Genomic DNA, 15,338 nt, shown 5'->3' on the forward strand with positions numbered 1-15,338 from the left:
ACCAACAGGAACAACCCGATACCGAGATCGGGCGATCAGCCACGCCCACTGGGACCTATACATCAGCTCAAAGCCTCACAACCAGATTCAACCCCACACCAACCGCCGATCGGTGTATCCAGGCTAAGCACCGATTCGACTGTGCGCGCGCACTGAACGTGCAAGCATCTCTGCCCAGAAGACGCTTTTCCTCCGGGCGGAGACGGCATGATTCGAGCGATTGCCGCGCTGGCGGCACTACTGGTCGGTTCGAGCGTGGGGCCGTGGGTCCCGTCGGCGGCCGCCGCCGACGGCGACCGGACCGTCCGGTTCCAGGACGGGCAGATCCGGTGCCTGCTCAGTGCCGATTTCGAGGGCCGCGGGTTTCCTGCGGCGGTCTGCGGCAGGACCGACGGCAAGCAGTTCATGGTGGCGCCGGCCAAGCAGAACCTCTCGGTGGTGCAGGGCGGCGGCGAACTCTACTTCATCCAGGGCACCATCCCCGGGCCCGAATCCGGCGATGTGGTGCTGGGCACCGGGCAGACCTATAGCGCGAACGGATGGACGATCACCACCGAGGAACTCCGTGCCCTGATCTACTACGACATCGGCCGCCACGGGGTGCGGATCAATCCGGTGGAAGTGGCCCCGATCTGGCTGTGAGCCGCCTGCCAGGGGAACAGCAGTGCTGCCCGCCGCCGATGCGCAGCCGCGGCTCCTAGAATGTCGCCGTAGGCCGCAGGACCGGACATCGGGCGGAGGTGCGAGCGATGGCGACGGCGTTCCCGGACACCGCGACGCTGGAAAGCGTGCTCGACCTCGCCGCGTACGCCCCGTCGGTAGGCAACACGCAGCCGTGGCGGTGGCACGTCGACCACCGCGGCGTCCAGCTCTCCGCCGACTGGAGCCGCCGACTGGGCGACACCGACTCCGACCGGCGCGACGTGGTCATCAGCTGCGGCGCCGTGCTGCATCACTGCGCGATCGCGTTCGCCGCCATCGGGTGGTCGAGCCGGATCCTGCGCATGCCCGCCGACGGGATGCTCGCGGCGGTCGAACTCGACCAGCGGCCCGCAGGCGCCGGCACCCGAGAGCTGGCCGACACCATCGCCCGCCGGCGCTCCGACCGGCGGCCGTACCGGGGTCCCCTTCCCGCCGGCACCGTGGAGCTGCTCATGCTCCGCGCGGAACGCTTCGGCGTTGCGCTGGCCGTCGTGCCGACCATCCGGTGGGGCAGGGCCGGTGACGACGAGTTCACACTGCACTACGGCGACGACCCGCCCGGCCACCCCGGCGATGACGCGGTGATGCTCGTGCTGGCGACCGACACCGACACCGACAGCGACCGGCTCCGCGCCGGCGAGGCACTCAGTGACCTGACGCTGTCGGCGACCGCCCTCGGGCTGGCCACCTGCCCGCTCACCGATCCGCTGCGCGACACCCGCAACCGTCTGGCGCTGGCATGCGAGGTGTTCGACGGCGAGGCCTGTCCGCAGGTCCTGATCCGGCTGGGGGTGCGTGCGGCCGGCGACCCGCTACCGCCGACGGAGCGGCGCTCCGTCACCGAGACGACGACTTTCAACCTCAACTGAGGCGGCCCAGCAGCAGCACCGGGCCCAGCGCCACCGCGGCGACGGCCCCGATGACAGCCAGCGTGGGGTAGCTGGTCTGTGCGACCACCAGACCCGAGAACAATCCGCCGGCAGCGCCTGCGAGGGCGATGAACAGGTCCACGGTGCCTTGCGTTTTCGCGCGGGTGGCGACGGGGGTGGCGTTGGTGATGGTGGTGGTGCCTGCGACCAGCCCGAGGCTCCAGCCCAGGCCGAGCAGGGCCAGCGCGACGGCCAGCGCGGCCACCGAATGCGGTGGGGCGAGCGCGGCGAGGACACCGGCGGCGATCAGCGTCAGCGCGGCCAGGCCTGCAGTCGCGGTGGGGCCGAAGCGGTCGACCAGGTAGCCCGAGACCGGCGCGGGCAGATACATGGCGGCGACGTGAATCGAGATGACCAGGCCGGCCGCGGCGAGGTCGTGCTGGTGATGCTGCATGTAGACCGGAGTCATGGTCATGACGGCGACCATCACCAGCTGGGTGATCATCATGACCGCCGCACCGGCGAGCACTGCGCGCCGGCAAGACGAGGCGGCCGTCACATCCGAATCTCGTTGCACAGCAGTCGGTTCGGCTTCGCGCACCCGCGCGGCCAGCTGCAGGGGGTCAGGCCGTAGCAGGCTCCAGATCACGATGCCGGCCGTTCCGTAGGCTACCGCGGCCAGCAGAAACGGACCCGCGAGCCGGGGCACCGCCAGCATCTCGGCGAGGTCGCCGAGAACGCCGACGAGGTTCGGGCCGATGACCGCTCCGAGGGTCGTGGCCACGAGCACGGTGCTGATCGCGCGGGCGCGGTGGTCGATGCGGGCCAGGTCGGCGCCGGCGTAGCGGGCCTGGAGGTTGGTCGCGGTGCCCGCCCCGTAGACGAACAGGGTGACGAACAGCAACGGCACGTTGTCGATGACCGCGGCCGCCACGATGCCGACGCTGCCCAGGGCTCCGGTGAGGTACCCCGCCGCCAGTCCGGTGCGGCGGCCGAGGCGCTGAGACAGTTGCCCTACCACGGCCGCCGCGGCGGCCGAACCGATGGTGAACAACGCGCTGGGCAGGCCCGCCAGCCCCGTGGAGCCGAGCATGTCCTGGGCCAGCAACGCGCCGACGGTGACGCCGGCGGCCAGACCCGCGCCACTGAAGATCTGAGCGGCGACCAGGACGCGCAGGGTGCGCTTCTGGATCGCCTCGAGTTCGGCACTGCTCGGCGCGGCAGCATCTGGCGGGGTCACAGTGTCGATCTTCCCGGCGGGCCCTGTTCGCTGATCCGGGGGGCGGCGCCAGACCCGACACTGCGATGAGGCCCGCCGCGGCGACGACGCCGGCGTTGAGGTTCAGCGCCTCACGAGCTCTTGACCTTCTGCACCCGCTTGCGCAGACCCTCGGTGGCGGTGTCCATCAAGCCTTTGGCGCCCTTCTTGATCAGGAATCCGGGCAGCGGCACCGTCGGGTCCACGGTCAGCTCGAACCGCACCCGGGTCTTGTCGCCCTCCGCGGTCAGTGTGTAGCGGGCATCCTGTGCGCGTTGCTGTTTCGAGCTGACCAGGGTCCAGCTGACCCCGTCGTCGTGGACGGTGTAGTCGAGCACCTGCTCATCGCTGACCCCGACGATCTTGACGACCTGCCGGGACCGGGTGGGCCGGCCCTGGTCGTCACGGTCGAGCACCTCGACCTCCTGGTGCGCCGACGACCACTCGGTCAGGGACTCCAAATCGAACAGGACCTCCATGATGTCCTGCGGCGATGCGTCGATCACGGTTTCACGGGATTCGGTGACGGCCATGCCCCATAGTTGCCGCGGTCAGCTCGTTCGAAACCGCACCGCCAGATTCTCGATGCGGCGCAGCGCGATCGCGAGCACCGGCAGGTACGCGGGCGCCCACAGCGGCGAACTCATCCACACCCGACTGCCGTCGCCGCGGGGCTCCACCCCGTGCCGGGTCGCGGGCACCCCAGCCACCCGCCAGCCCCAGGTGCGGCCCTGGTCCAGTTCGGAGATCACGAACGGCAGCGGCACGCCGACCGGGGTCCACACCCGGCCCGTCGCACCCAGTTCGAAGGCCGATCCGTCGAGTTCGGCGCCGGTCACCGTCGGCCCCCACCGCGGCCACGCGTCCAGATCGGTCAGTACGTGCCACGCGGCGTCCGCCGACGCCTCGATGTCCCTGCTCACCGTCCACATGCGCGGGGCATACCCGAACGCGTCGCTAACCCAACCTGGCGTGCAGGGCGGGCAGGAACGCGGCCAGGTGGTTCATCTCCTGCGCGCAGTGCACCAACAAGTCCCGCGGGTCGGGCAGCCGGCGTTCCGCGACGGGCCGAACCACGGTGTTGGCCAACAGGTTTCCGTGGCGCACCCCGGTATACGGGCCGCCGAGCCAGAACCGGGACCGCATTTCGGCGCCGGTGGGTGTCGCGCGGACATCGTGGATCAACCAGCCGATGTCGACCGGTGTCTCGGACGAGCCCAGGCGCGCGCACACCGCGACCGAATCACCGAGCCGGGATTCGTCGATCCCGAGCGTGCGCGGCGCGACGAATCGGATCGCCGCCCTGGTGTAAGCGGATCCGAGGTACTCCTCGACCAGGCAGGTGCGGCCGGTGTAGTGGCCGTCGCCGCCGCCGTCGGCCCACCGCGCCGCCACGTGCGCGCGGGGATGCCACAACTTGTAGCGGCGGCTGTCGCTGCCGTGCCAGCCGAACCACCAGTCCCACATCCCGGGGGCCACCCCGGGCATGTCGGTGAGCACCGACACCTGGGACGCACCGTTGGCCAGCCGGCCGTACCCCGTTTCGGTCGGGTGGTATCCGACGTCGAGAAGTGTTGCCGCGCTGTTGAATTCGAGCAGCAGCGGAGCGGCCTGCGGCCCGTGGTGCAACGCATCGACGACGTGGACGGGCAACGGCGCCATCTGCGGGTCGAAGAACGCACCGTAGTCGGTGGCGCCGTCGTCTGCCCGGTACCCGAGATAGGGCCGCCCCATCGGAGGACCTCCTAGTCGACGACCGCGAGGGCGAAACCGTCCCAGCCTTTGGCGCCCACGGTCTGTATCGCCGCGGTGTCCAGCCGGGGGTGGGCGCCCATCATGTCGAACATCGCGCGAATCGCGCCGGCCTGCCGGTCGTCGGGTGCCGGGTCGAGCACGCGGCCGTTGCGGGCGATGTTGTCGACGACGACCACGGTGCCCGGCCGGCCGAGCGCGACGGCCCACTCGACGTAGGAGACGTTGTTCTCCTTGTCGGCATCGATGAACACCAGGTCGTAGGTGTCGCCGCGCTGCTGCAGCCTCGGCAGCGAGTCCAGCGCGGCTCCGACGACGATCTCGACCCGGTCGCTCACCCCGGCGCGCTCGAGGTTGCGCCGGGCGATCTCGGCGTGCGCGGGTTCGTATTCGAGGGTGACGACGGTGCCGTCGGGACCGACCGCGCGGGCCAGCGAGATCGTGCTGTAGCCGGCCAGGGTGCCGATCTCGAGCACCCGGCGCGCCCCGGCGATCTTCACCAGCAACGCCAGCAGTTTCGCGTGCTGCGCGGAGACCTCGATCGCGGGCATACCGGCGGCGTCGCCGGCCTTTCTGGCGGCGCGCATCCCGTCGTCCTCGCTGTGCAGCACGCGGGTGAACAGGTCGTCCAGAGATCCCCAGTCGGGCGTGGTCACGGGATCGACGCTACTTCACGCCTTCCTTGGCGTATACGACGCGCAACACGTACGCGGCCTCCGGGCCCATCACCGCGGCGGCCAGCTCGCAGAACGTCGCGACGAACGCAGGCCCGTGCGGCGGGTCGGTGTCGCACAGGTGGTGGGCGATCTCGTGCAGCACCACCATCTCCCGCAGCGCCCAGGTGCTGCGGCCCTCGGGCACCGCGATCGTCGCGGCGTCCCCCGCGCGCTCGTAGTGCGCGGCCGTGACGCCCCGCCTCGGCCGCACCGCCAGCGGCGTGACCGCCGGCCACTGGTCCCGGACCGCAGGATGGGCCAGCACACCGTCGACGTAGGTTTGCACCGCCTCGGCCGAAGCGAACCGGGCCTCCGGCGGCAGGGTCAGCTGCGCGCCGAAGAAGTCGAGCACCGGATTTCCCCGGTGCGCGGCGCGGTCGAACATGGTGCGCACGAATTCCTCGGCGGCGTACACCTTTGCGCGCTGCGCGTCCCGGGTCATCTCTCCAGCGCTGACCGCGCTCCCGCCAGCTCGGTCTCACCGTCCAGCCGGGCCCGGCGACCGGCGCGGTCACCGGCGCGCCGCGCCGCCGACGAGTAGCCCGCAGTAGCGCTGGTGGCGCGCCAGGTGCCGCGCGCCCTCGACGTCTGGCGGTAGTAGTCCTTGAGCTCAAGGTCCTTGTTGCGCAGCGCGACCGCGGTGCCCGGGACACTGTCCGGCCCGCTGGTGGCCGCGCGCTGCGCTTCCTCGCGCGCCTCGGCGAGCCGCTGCCCCACCCGGGCGCCGAACGCCAGCTGGAAGTTCAGCCGCGCCGTGATGGTGGGGGTCGGCCTGTGCGCGCCGGAGGCGATGTAGTCCTTGGACGCGCGCACCATCTGCATGACCAGGCTGGTGTAGAGGGCGTGGGTGGTATCGATGTCCTCGGCGAACCCGTAGGCGTACACGAACGTCGAGTTCGACGCGACGTCACATTTGACGTCGTTGGCGGCGGCGATGACCACGAACAGCTGCACGTAGGTGCGCAGCCCGCGAGCGCCGGGCTCACCGATGGTGATGGTGCGCTGCACCGGGGTCTGGGTTCGGCTGCGCCGGTCGGTGTGGCTGCGCGCGACCGCGAGGTCGATCGAGGTGGCGGTGGCCAGCCGCTGCGCGGCGGCCATGAACGCGTCGGCCTCGTGCGGGTTGTCGGTGCCCTCGGCCTGGCGCAGCAGTGCCGCGATGCGGGCCAGCATCTTCTCGTCTGTGCTCATGCCGGCGACGGTAGGGATTCGGTACGACGTTTCACTGCCCTGCAGTATCCCTTATCCCCAGACCGGCGTTTCTCCACAGGCAGCGGGCTCACTTGCCGGCGAAAGCGTCCAGCGCGGCCACCAGCTGCCCGGACAGCGGGTCCTGGTTGGCGTAGTTGGCGATGTTGTCGGTCGGGTCCTCGCGCAGCACATGGTTGACACCCTTGAGTTCGACCAGCGTCAGGTCGGTGTGCTGCAGCGCCGCCACCAACGGACCGATGGTGTCGCAGCGCGACTGGTTGTCCGAGTCCGAGCAGGTGAGCAGCACAGGGGTGCCGGCGGGCACCGCGGCGGCGAGCTTCACCGGGTCGATCTTGTCCGCCTCGGCCACCGCGGCGACGTTGCCCGGGTTCACGATCGCGGTGAGCCCGTCGGGCAGATCCGCCGGGACGGTGCCCTTGGCGCGGATCTCCTCGACCGCGGCCTGCCAGGCCGCCAGCGTCTCCGGGGAGCCGTCCGCCTTCACCCGGTCGGTGATGATGTCGAGATAGCGCCCGGGCAGGGGCTGGAACAGCCCCAGCGAATGGACCTTCGGCGCGCCGGGATCGGTGTCCCCGGCCAGCGTCAGCGCGTGGATGGTGCCCTCCCCCAGCGCGTACACCGACGCCCGGGTTGGATCGGTGGACGGCCGCCCGGCCAAGAACGTGAAAGCCGCCTCGGCGCCTGCGGTGTACACGGCGCTGACGACGTCGGCCGGCCGGTCCTTGTACGGACCCAGCCCGGTCCGCCCGGTACCCACCTTGTCGTAGCGCAGGCTGGCCACGCCGCGCTCGGAAAGCAGCTCGGCCAACTGGCGCATGTTGCCGATCGGACCCGCCACCTGGTTATCGCCGTTGCGGTCGGTGCCGCCGCTCTCGGAGATCAGCAGCGCCGCCGGGGTGGGTTGCCCGTCGGCGCGGTGCCGGTAGGTGCCGTGCAGCGTCAACCCGTCAGCGTCGAACGTCACCTCCTCGTCCGTCCACACCGCCGGGTCCGTCGAGGAGTCCGACGAGCAGCCCGAAACCAGAAGCAGCACCGAAAGTGCCACCGCAGCAAGGATTCTCACAGCTTCGACTCGATCCAGGCGGTGACGTCGTCGAGCACCACGTCCTTCTCGGGCTCGTTGAACACCTCGTGGTAGAGGCCCGGATACTCCTTGAGGTGTACGTCGGCCGACCCGATGCAGTCGATGAGTTTGCGGCTGCCCTGCACCGGGATCAGCCGGTCCTTGTCGCCGTGCACGACCAGCAGCGGGGCGGTGATCGCGCCGGCCCGCGCCGGCATGGTCTCACCGACACCGATCAGCGCACGGCCCACGCCGGCGGGCAGCTTGCCGTGGTGGACCAGCGGGTCGTTCTCGTAGGCGGCGACGACCTGCGGGTCACGCGACACCGCGTCGGCCGGCAGGTTCTCGACGGGCAGGCCGGGTGCGATGCGCCCCAGCACCTTGGCCAGCAGCACCATCACCGGCGACACCGAGGCGTGCGCGTCGACGGCCGGTCCGGACAGCACCATCGCGTGGTAGTCATCGGGATGCTCGACGCCGTAGGTGAACACGATGCCGCCGCCCATGCTGTGCCCGAGCACCACCCGTTTCAGGCTCGGCTGCTCATCGGCGGCGATCCGGACCAGGGTGTGGAAGTCCCCGGTGTACTCGGTGATGTCGCGCAGGTAGACCCGCTTGCCGCCGGAGCGGCCGTGGCCGCGGTGGTCCAGCGCGTAGGTGACCAGTCCCGCCTCGCCGAACCGGGCGACGACGTGGTCGTATCGGCGGGCGTGTTCGGCGTACCCGTGGGCCAGCACGACCACACCGCGCGGCGGCTCCTGCGGGGTCCACACGTCGTACACGATCCGAACGCCGCCGACGCCGTCGAAACTGCGCTCGGTGTGGGTCACAACCATGGCAGCGAGACTAGCGTTCCACGAGGCGCCCAACGGGACCTGGACATGTCGGTGACGCTGCGTAAGCTGCTGAACGTGACCGCCACGGCTCTCGACGGCAACCTCGACGACTTCGACGACAAGGGCGCCGCCGACGCCTTTCTCGCCGATGCGCAGCGGTACCGGCGGGAACTTCTGGCGCACTGCTACCGGATGACCGGTTCACTGCACGACGCCGAGGATCTGGTCCAGGAAACCTATCTGCGGGCGTGGAAGTCGTACAAGGGTTTCCAGGGCAAATCGTCGGTGCGCACCTGGCTGTACCGGATCGCCACCAACACCTGCCTGACGGCGCTCGACGGCAACAAACGCAGGCCGCTGCCCAGCGGGCTGGGCCAGCCGGCTTCGGATCCGACCGGTGAGCTCACCGAGCGCCACGAGATCAGCTGGCTGGAACCGCTGCCCGACGCTCCGCGCGAAGATCCGTCCGACCCGTCGGTGATCGCCGAGTCCCGAGAGGCGGTGCGGCTGGCGTTCGTCGCGGCGCTGCAGCATCTGCCCCCGCGCCAGCGTGCGGTGCTGGTGCTGCGTGAGGTGCTGCAGTGGAAGGCCGCCGAGGTCGGCGAGGCGGTCGGCACGTCCACCGCGGCGGTCAACAGCCTGCTGCAGCGGGCTCGCGCGCAGCTCGACGAGATACAGCCGGCCCGTGACGATCGGCCGGTGCCGCCGCAATCCCCGGAGGCCGCCGAGACGCTGACCCAGTACATCGCCGCGTTCGAAAGCTACGACATGGACCGGCTCGTCGGGCTGCTCACCGCCGACGCGGTGTGGGAGATGCCCCCGTTCGACGGCTGGTATCAGGGCCCGGCCGACATCATCACGCTGGCGAAGGTGCACTGCCCGGCCGAGAAGGCCGGCGACATGCGGTTCCTGCAGACCACCGCCAACGGTCAGCCGGTGGCCGCGCTCTACATGCGCAACCCGGAAACCGGTGTGCATGAGGCCTTTCAACTGCATGTGCTCGACATGTGCGAGTCCGGCATCGCGCACGTGGTGGCCTTCATGGACACCGAGCTGTTCGCGAAGTGCGGGCTGCCGGCCACACTCTGACACCCCGCCCCACTGACCGGCGGGCGGGAAAGCTAACCGGCGGACGGGGCGGCCCGTAGCCGGCCGAGGATGGTCTGCAGCGCCGCGCCGAACTCTCGCTGCTGGGTCTCGGTGAGCCCGTCGAACACCACCGAGCGGACCAGGTCGACGTGTCCGGGCGCGGCGGTCTGCAACGCAGAAAGCCCCGCGTCGGTCAGGGTGACGGTCGCTCCGCGGCGGTCGTCGCCGTCGCCCTCCCGCTCCACCAGCCCGCGCCCCCGCATGCGGCGCAGCTGGTGGGACAGCCGGCTCTGCTCCCAGCCGATGAGTCTGCCGAGTTCGTGGATGCGCATCGGCCCGCGCTCGGACAGAGCTACCAGCACGTCGTAGTCCGCCAGCGACAGCTCGCAGTCCTGCTGCAGCTGGCGGTGCATCGCCGTATGCAGCCGGCTGGCCGTCGCCAGGTAATCACGCCAGATCAGCTGCTGCTCGTCGCTGAGCCACTCCATGGACCCACCCTAGCCCCGGAATACATGACACATCATCAATGTTGTCGGTCGCAGGGCAGCCACCTAGGCTGACAAGAACTCTCCGAGGAGTGATCCAGACATGAGCAGCAGCCCGAGCATCGTGGACGTCCGGCGTGCCGACGACCGCGCGAAAACCACGATCGAGTGGCTGGACTCCAAACACTCGTTCTCCTTCGGCAGCCACTACGAACCCGGCAACACCCACCACGGTCTGCTGCTGGTCAACAACGACGACATCGTCAAGCCCGGCACCGGCTTTGACACCCATCCGCACCGCGACATGGAGATCGTGACGTGGGTTCTGCGCGGTTCGCTGGTGCACCAGGACTCCACGGGACACTCCGGGGTCATCTATCCCGGTCTGGCACAGCGGATGTCGGCGGGACGCGGAATCCTACACTCCGAGAAGAACGATTCCTGGACCCTGACCGGAGCGCAGACCCACAGCGAACCGGTGCATTTCGTGCAGATGTGGGTGGTACCGGACGAATCCGGAATCGACCCCGGCTACCAGCAGCTCGAGATCGACGACGAACTGTTGCGCGGCAACCTGGTGACGATCGCGTCAGGGATGCCCGCACACCGCGATGCCGCCGCCATCACGATCCGTAACCGGTACGCGGCGTTGCACGGCGCGCGACTGGAGGCGGGTCAGAGCGTCCTGTTGCCCGAGGCGCCGTACCTGCACCTGTTCGTGCCCCGGGGGGCGGTCACGCTGGAAGGGGTCGGACCACTGACAGAAGGCGACGCGGTGCGGTTCACCGCATCCGGCGGTCAACGGATCACCGCGACCGGGCCCGCTGAGATCCTGGTCTGGGAGATGCATGCGGGACTCGGTGCGGCATAAACGAATCGGCATCCTGCTGGCAGGCACCGCCCTGCTCACCGGATGCACGTCCGAGCCGGGTCCGTCGGCCACCTCCGCTCGGTCGCCGACACCGTCGGCGGTGACGACGACGGGCGGCACCCCCGAGTCGAGGCTGAGCCCGGTGAACGTCGAGGTCGATCGGCGGCTGGCCGATGCACCGTTCGACCGGCCCCGCCAGGCGCTGGTGCCGCAGGGCTGGACGCTGTCGGTGTGGGCGCGGACCTCGCGGCCGCGGTTGGCGGCGTGGACCCCGGACGGCGAGCTGCTGGTCTCGGTGCCCAGCGCGGGCCGGGTGCTGCAATTCGCGTCGCGCGATGGTGAGGCAGCCGAGGAGTCGGTGCTGCTCGACGGGCTCGACGAACCGCACGGCCTGGCCTTCGACGGGTCGACGCTGTATGTGGCCGAGAGCGATCAGGTGGTCGCGTACCGGTACGCCGACGGCACGGCCAACGATCCGCGCACGGTGGCGGCCGGGCTGCCCGACGATCGAAGCCCGGACCTGCGGGGCGCGTACTCGCACGTGCTCAAGAGCGTGGCCGTCGGCCCCGACGGCGCCGTCTACTTCTCGATCGGCTCGACGGGCAACATCTCGGCGCAGGACCGCACCGCGGACCCGCCGAGAGCCACGATCATGCGGGTACCACCCGGCGGCGGTCCCGCCGAGCCGTTCGCGACCGGGGTGCGCAACGGCACCGGGCTAGCGGTGGCGCCCGACGGCGCGGTGTGGACGGCCAACAACGGCCGCGACAACGTCGCCTACCCCGAGCCGGGACCGTCCTACGGACAGGTGATTCCGGAGTACGTCGGCGACCATCCGCCCGAGCAGATCGCCAAGCTGACGCCCGGACGCGAATTGGGCTGGCCGTACTGCAATCCCGACGGCGGGCCTGCCGATCTGACCTTCATCCGGGATGTGCAGACCAATCCCGATGGCGCACAGATGGATTGCGCGTCGCTGCCGCCCGTGGAGCAGAGCATGGGCGCGCATTCGGCGCCGCTGGGCCTGAGCTTCGTCGACGGCGAGCTGCCCGCGCCGTACAGTCGCGGCGCGCTGATCGGGGTGCACGGTTCGTGGAACCGGCAGCCGCCCCGTGCTCCCGAGGTGTCGTTCTACCCCTGGCAGGGCGGCGATCTCGGCGATCAGCAGACACTCGTCGGCGGATTCCAGGACGACGACGGGACCCGCTGGGGCCGGCCGGTGGCCGCGGTTGCCGGTCCCGATGGCGCGGTCTACATCACCGACGACGCCGCCGACGCGATCTACCGGCTGGCTCCGTCCTGATCCGGGGCCGCGCTATCCCGGCGTCGTCGCAAGCCGGTTGAGCACCGAGGCCATCCGCTTCTCGGTGCCGCCGACCCGCTTCTCGAGCGCGAGTTTCACCAGCGGCGTGAGAATCCTTGCCGAGCCGTGCATTTCGAGATCGCCCTCGAAGGTGACCACCGAGCCCGAACCTCGCGCGTCGACGGTGATCGTGTCGATGGTCCGCGACGACTGGTTCTCTCCGACGAATACCACCCTGCTGGGCGTGAGTTCTTCGAGCTTGTAGGTCAGTTCGGCGGTGACCCCCAGGATTTTCGACACGTTGTGCCAGAACGCGCCCTCGACGACGGGTCCGGTGTCGATACGCTCGCAGCGGCGGGTACCGGGATCCCACTGTTCGGCGTGTTCGAAGTCCTTGAGGTAGTCGACGACGACCTGCGGTGGCGGACTGACGGTGAAGGTACGAGTCACGGTAGACATGTCATCCGGGTACCCGGTCGTCCGGTGCGTCATCCGCCAACATAACCACGGCGAGACCCTCAGCAAAGACCGCGGCGACCAGCCCGGAACCATCCTGTGATGCAGTCGTGACGAAAGTTGACACTGTTTCTGGTGGGATTAGCCTCAGTGAGCCGTGTCCGCTGTGCCGAGAGGAGTCGCCGGTGCCGATGCCCACCGCAAACATGCGGCACCTTCTCGCCGCGGCGCGTAATGCGCTCGCGGTGCTGATGTGCTCGGTGGTGATGTGCGTGGTGGTGGCGGCCGCGACGACAGCGCCCCTTGCGAGGGCGGCCGACGCGCGGGAACTGCTGGCCGGCGCGATCGCCAACACCCGCGGTTCGTATCTGGTGTACAACTTCGGCGGCGGGTTCCCGGCGCCGATGCTCAACGCGGCGGGGAACTGGTACGAGCTGAACAACGGCGGCCGGCTGATGATCATCAAGGGCGCCTCACAGCGGCTGGCGCCGCGCCTGCTCGCCGACTCGCACACCGGTTATCAGGCCCGCTGTGAACGTGATCCGCGGGCACGGACCGGCGAGGGGCTGTGGCAGGCCTCGGAAATCTACACCCCGATCGAGGCGTGGCACGCCCTCGGCCAGCCGACCATCGCGATCAACGCGAACTTCTTCGACGTGCGCGGTCAGCAGGGCGGCTCCTGGAAGAGCACCGGCTGCAGTTCGCCACTGGGCGCCTACGTCGACAACACGCGCGGCCTGGGCCGGACCAACGCCGCGGTGACCGGAACGCTGGCCTACGCGGGCAAGCAGGGCCTCTCCGGCGGTAACGAGCACTGGATGGCGCTGTCGACGATGATCCTGCCGGTCAAGGGCGCGCCGTTCGTCGTCCCGCCCCGCCACGACGACGACTTCGACGCCGCGACACCGGTGGTGAGCAGGCTGATCGACCAGGGCACCCGGTTCGTCGCCGTGGCCGGCATCGGGCTGCTGGCCCCCGGCGAGACCGGCCAGCTCAACGACCCGGGGCCGAGCGCGGCGCGCACCGCGATCGCCTACGTCAAGGACCGCGACGAGATGTACGTGTTCCAGGGCGGAAGCTACACCCCCGACCAGATCCAGGACCTGTTCCGCGGGCTGGGCAGCGACACCGCGGTGCTGCTCGACGGAGGCGGATCGTCGGCGATCGTGCTGCGCCGCGACACCGGTGGCATGTGGGCCGGTGCCGGCGCACCCCGTGGTTCGTGCGACACCATGGCGGTGCTGTGCGATTCGCGCGAGCGGGCTCAGCCGGCCTGGCTGGCGTTCAACTGATGCTGCGCGCAGCGGTCCGGGTCGGGGCCAGATAGCCGGATCCGAACAGCACCACATGGGCCAGCAGCGGGTAGAGCTGATGCAGCCCGACCCGGTCGCGCCAGCCGGCCCGCAGGGGCCGGTGCTGCTGGTACGCGTCGAGCACGTCGTCGAAGTACGGACATCCGAACAGCGCCAGCATCGCCAGATCGGTCTCGCGATGTCCACCGTGCGCGGCCGGATCGATCAGCACCACCCCGTCGGCGCTCCACAGCACGTTGCCGCTCCAGAGATCCCCGTGCAGCCGGGCCGGCGGCTCTCCGTCGTCGAATCCACCTGCGCGGCAACGCTGTACGACGTCACCGACGGCTGCCGCGGTGTTCGGGTCCAGCTCGGCGCGCGCGGCCATCGGCGCCAGCCGGCGCTCGGCGTAGAACACACCCCAGGCGCCGTCGCGCCCGTACTCCATCGGCAGCGGGTGCTGCAGCGGGCCGAAGAAACCCGGTCCGCTCCATTCCGGCGGCGGGGCGCCGAACGCGTCGGCTCCGGCCTCGTGGGTGCGCGCCAGCCGGCTGCCGAACTCGCGGGCCGCGGCCCGGCTGGGCGCCGTCGTGGTCACCCGTTCCAGGGTCAGGGAATCCTCTGCGACGGCGAGCACACGGGCACACGGCACTCCGCCGTCGGCGTCGGCGAGCCACCCCAGCCCCGCGGCCTCGCACGCGAAAAAGCCCTGCGGCGCAGCTGGATTCCGTTTGACGAACCGCCGGTTCACGCTTCACCGCCGCGGCCGAACCAGAAGATCGCGGCGCTGACGGCGACGATCGCAGCGGCCAGCCCGATGATCGCGGCGACGGTGAACCGGGTCAGCGTTGCGCCGACCACCGCCCCGGCGCACATCGTCGCGACCACGCCGTAGCGCAGCTTCTCCCCCTCGCCGGTGCCGCCGGCCAGCCGGCTGTCGAAGCCGAGTCCGACGATGGTCGACGTCAGCACCGTCGTCGACAGTTCCTGGATGCCGAACTGGCGCGCGGTCGCGTTCTGGCATCCGAAGGTCACTGCGAGCCCGGCGATCAGGATGAGTTTGGTGTCGTCCCGGTAGTCCAGCACCCCGGCGCCGGCCAGGATCGCCAGCAGCGCGAGCAGCACCACCTCGAGGCCGAGCGCGGTGGTCAGCCACATCCGCACGTCGGCGTCCAGATGCCGCGACAGCCGTCCCCCGATGATGGTGCCCAGCACGAACCCGACGAACGCGACGATCGCCGCGGTCAGGTCGACGCCGGAATGCGGGACGAACCAAAACCCGAGGAAGATCACGTTGCCGGTCATGTTCGCGACGAACACGTGCCCGAGCACGAGCACGCTGACCGCGTCGATCAGACCGGTGGTGAAGGTGAGCAGCAGCAGGGCGGTGACCGTCTGACGTCGCGAGACCGGCGATTTCAGGGCCACGGCGGA

The 15,338-nt window shown here is 70.1% G+C and carries 19 protein-coding genes; 6 read left to right on the forward strand and 13 right to left on the reverse strand.

The window, feature by feature from the left end; translation table 11 throughout:
* Positions 1–207 precede the first annotated feature (207 nt).
* A complete protein-coding gene (locus tag ACXMYJ_RS19225) occupies positions 208–642 on the forward strand; it encodes a hypothetical protein (protein ID WP_443187515.1) in 435 nt (144 codons plus the stop codon).
* Between the two features lie 107 nt (positions 643–749).
* On the forward strand, positions 750–1,571 hold the full coding sequence (locus tag ACXMYJ_RS19230; RefSeq protein ID WP_260756296.1) for a nitroreductase family protein: 822 nt from the start codon (positions 750–752) through the stop codon (positions 1,569–1,571).
* Here the strand turns inward: ACXMYJ_RS19230 and ACXMYJ_RS19235 are convergent.
* The 9 genes from ACXMYJ_RS19235 to ACXMYJ_RS19275 all read right to left on the reverse strand — a co-directional run bounded on the left by ACXMYJ_RS19235 (position 1,564) and on the right by ACXMYJ_RS19275 (position 8,408).
* Positions 1,564–2,811 (reverse strand): MFS transporter, encoded by a 1,248-nt coding sequence (locus ACXMYJ_RS19235; protein WP_460358479.1) that lies wholly within the window; start codon positions 2,809–2,811, stop codon positions 1,564–1,566. The genes ACXMYJ_RS19230 and ACXMYJ_RS19235 overlap by 8 nt on opposite strands.
* A gap of 110 nt (positions 2,812–2,921) precedes the next feature.
* On the reverse strand, positions 2,922–3,362 hold the full coding sequence (locus ACXMYJ_RS19240) for an SRPBCC family protein (RefSeq protein ID WP_260756294.1): 441 nt from the start codon (positions 3,360–3,362) through the stop codon (positions 2,922–2,924).
* Between the two features lie 18 nt (positions 3,363–3,380).
* Positions 3,381–3,761: an SRPBCC family protein gene (locus tag ACXMYJ_RS19245; RefSeq protein WP_460358481.1), complete on the reverse strand. Its 381-nt coding sequence runs from the start codon at positions 3,759–3,761 to the stop codon at positions 3,381–3,383.
* Positions 3,762–3,786: 25 nt separating this feature from the next.
* On the reverse strand, positions 3,787–4,563 hold the full coding sequence (locus ACXMYJ_RS19250) for a DAPG hydrolase family protein (RefSeq protein ID WP_460358484.1): 777 nt from the start codon (positions 4,561–4,563) through the stop codon (positions 3,787–3,789).
* A gap of 11 nt (positions 4,564–4,574) precedes the next feature.
* Positions 4,575–5,237, reverse strand: coding sequence for an O-methyltransferase (locus ACXMYJ_RS19255; RefSeq protein ID WP_443187512.1), 663 nt, complete (start codon positions 5,235–5,237; stop codon positions 4,575–4,577).
* A gap of 10 nt (positions 5,238–5,247) precedes the next feature.
* Entirely contained in the window at positions 5,248–5,739 is a 492-nt protein-coding gene (locus ACXMYJ_RS19260) for a TIGR04338 family metallohydrolase (RefSeq protein ID WP_460358487.1), read from the reverse strand.
* On the reverse strand, positions 5,736–6,488 hold the full coding sequence (locus tag ACXMYJ_RS19265; protein WP_460358490.1) for a DUF2786 domain-containing protein: 753 nt from the start codon (positions 6,486–6,488) through the stop codon (positions 5,736–5,738). Before ACXMYJ_RS19265 ends, ACXMYJ_RS19260 begins: the two co-directional genes overlap by 4 nt.
* Positions 6,489–6,576: 88 nt before the next feature.
* On the reverse strand, positions 6,577–7,572 hold the full coding sequence (locus tag ACXMYJ_RS19270) for an alpha/beta hydrolase (RefSeq protein ID WP_460358493.1): 996 nt from the start codon (positions 7,570–7,572) through the stop codon (positions 6,577–6,579).
* Complete coding sequence (locus ACXMYJ_RS19275) at positions 7,569–8,408, reverse strand: lysophospholipase (protein ID WP_460358495.1); 840 nt, start codon at positions 8,406–8,408, stop codon at positions 7,569–7,571. Before ACXMYJ_RS19275 ends, ACXMYJ_RS19270 begins: the two co-directional genes overlap by 4 nt.
* 45 nt (positions 8,409–8,453) lie before the next feature.
* Between ACXMYJ_RS19275 and ACXMYJ_RS19280 the strand changes: the two genes are divergently transcribed.
* A complete protein-coding gene (locus tag ACXMYJ_RS19280) occupies positions 8,454–9,497 on the forward strand; it encodes a sigma-70 family RNA polymerase sigma factor (RefSeq protein ID WP_460358498.1) in 1,044 nt (347 codons plus the stop codon).
* A 32-nt stretch (positions 9,498–9,529) separates the two neighbouring features.
* Here ACXMYJ_RS19280 and ACXMYJ_RS19285 read toward each other — a convergent pair whose 3' ends face one another.
* Positions 9,530–9,985: a MarR family winged helix-turn-helix transcriptional regulator gene (locus tag ACXMYJ_RS19285; RefSeq protein WP_260756285.1), complete on the reverse strand. Its 456-nt coding sequence runs from the start codon at positions 9,983–9,985 to the stop codon at positions 9,530–9,532.
* Positions 9,986–10,085: 100 nt separating this feature from the next.
* Here ACXMYJ_RS19285 and ACXMYJ_RS19290 point away from each other — a divergent pair, with 100 nt between their 5' ends.
* A complete protein-coding gene (locus ACXMYJ_RS19290; RefSeq protein WP_260756284.1) occupies positions 10,086–10,853 on the forward strand; it encodes a pirin family protein in 768 nt (255 codons plus the stop codon).
* On the forward strand, positions 10,831–12,156 hold the full coding sequence (locus tag ACXMYJ_RS19295) for a PQQ-dependent sugar dehydrogenase (RefSeq protein ID WP_460358501.1): 1,326 nt from the start codon (positions 10,831–10,833) through the stop codon (positions 12,154–12,156). Before ACXMYJ_RS19290 ends, ACXMYJ_RS19295 begins: the two co-directional genes overlap by 23 nt.
* 12 nt (positions 12,157–12,168) lie before the next feature.
* On the opposite strand, the gene ACXMYJ_RS19300 is transcribed toward ACXMYJ_RS19295, so the two are convergent.
* Positions 12,169–12,615 (reverse strand): SRPBCC family protein, encoded by a 447-nt coding sequence (locus tag ACXMYJ_RS19300; RefSeq protein WP_260756282.1) that lies wholly within the window; start codon positions 12,613–12,615, stop codon positions 12,169–12,171.
* Between the two features lie 248 nt (positions 12,616–12,863).
* Between ACXMYJ_RS19300 and ACXMYJ_RS19305 the strand changes: the two genes are divergently transcribed.
* Positions 12,864–13,904, forward strand: coding sequence for a phosphodiester glycosidase family protein (locus ACXMYJ_RS19305; protein ID WP_460358566.1), 1,041 nt, complete (start codon positions 12,864–12,866; stop codon positions 13,902–13,904).
* Here the strand turns inward: ACXMYJ_RS19305 and ACXMYJ_RS19310 are convergent.
* Both ACXMYJ_RS19310 and ACXMYJ_RS19315 read right to left on the reverse strand, forming a co-directional pair.
* Positions 13,897–14,655, reverse strand: coding sequence for a fructosamine kinase family protein (locus ACXMYJ_RS19310; protein ID WP_460358504.1), 759 nt, complete (start codon positions 14,653–14,655; stop codon positions 13,897–13,899). The two genes, ACXMYJ_RS19305 and ACXMYJ_RS19310, sit on opposite strands and share 8 nt — an antisense overlap.
* A complete protein-coding gene (locus tag ACXMYJ_RS19315) occupies positions 14,652–15,332 on the reverse strand; it encodes a YoaK family protein (protein ID WP_460358506.1) in 681 nt (226 codons plus the stop codon). Before ACXMYJ_RS19315 ends, ACXMYJ_RS19310 begins: the two co-directional genes overlap by 4 nt.
* Between the last annotated feature and the right edge of the window lie 6 nt (positions 15,333–15,338).

The organism is Mycobacterium sp. ZZG, from assembly GCF_054786995.1.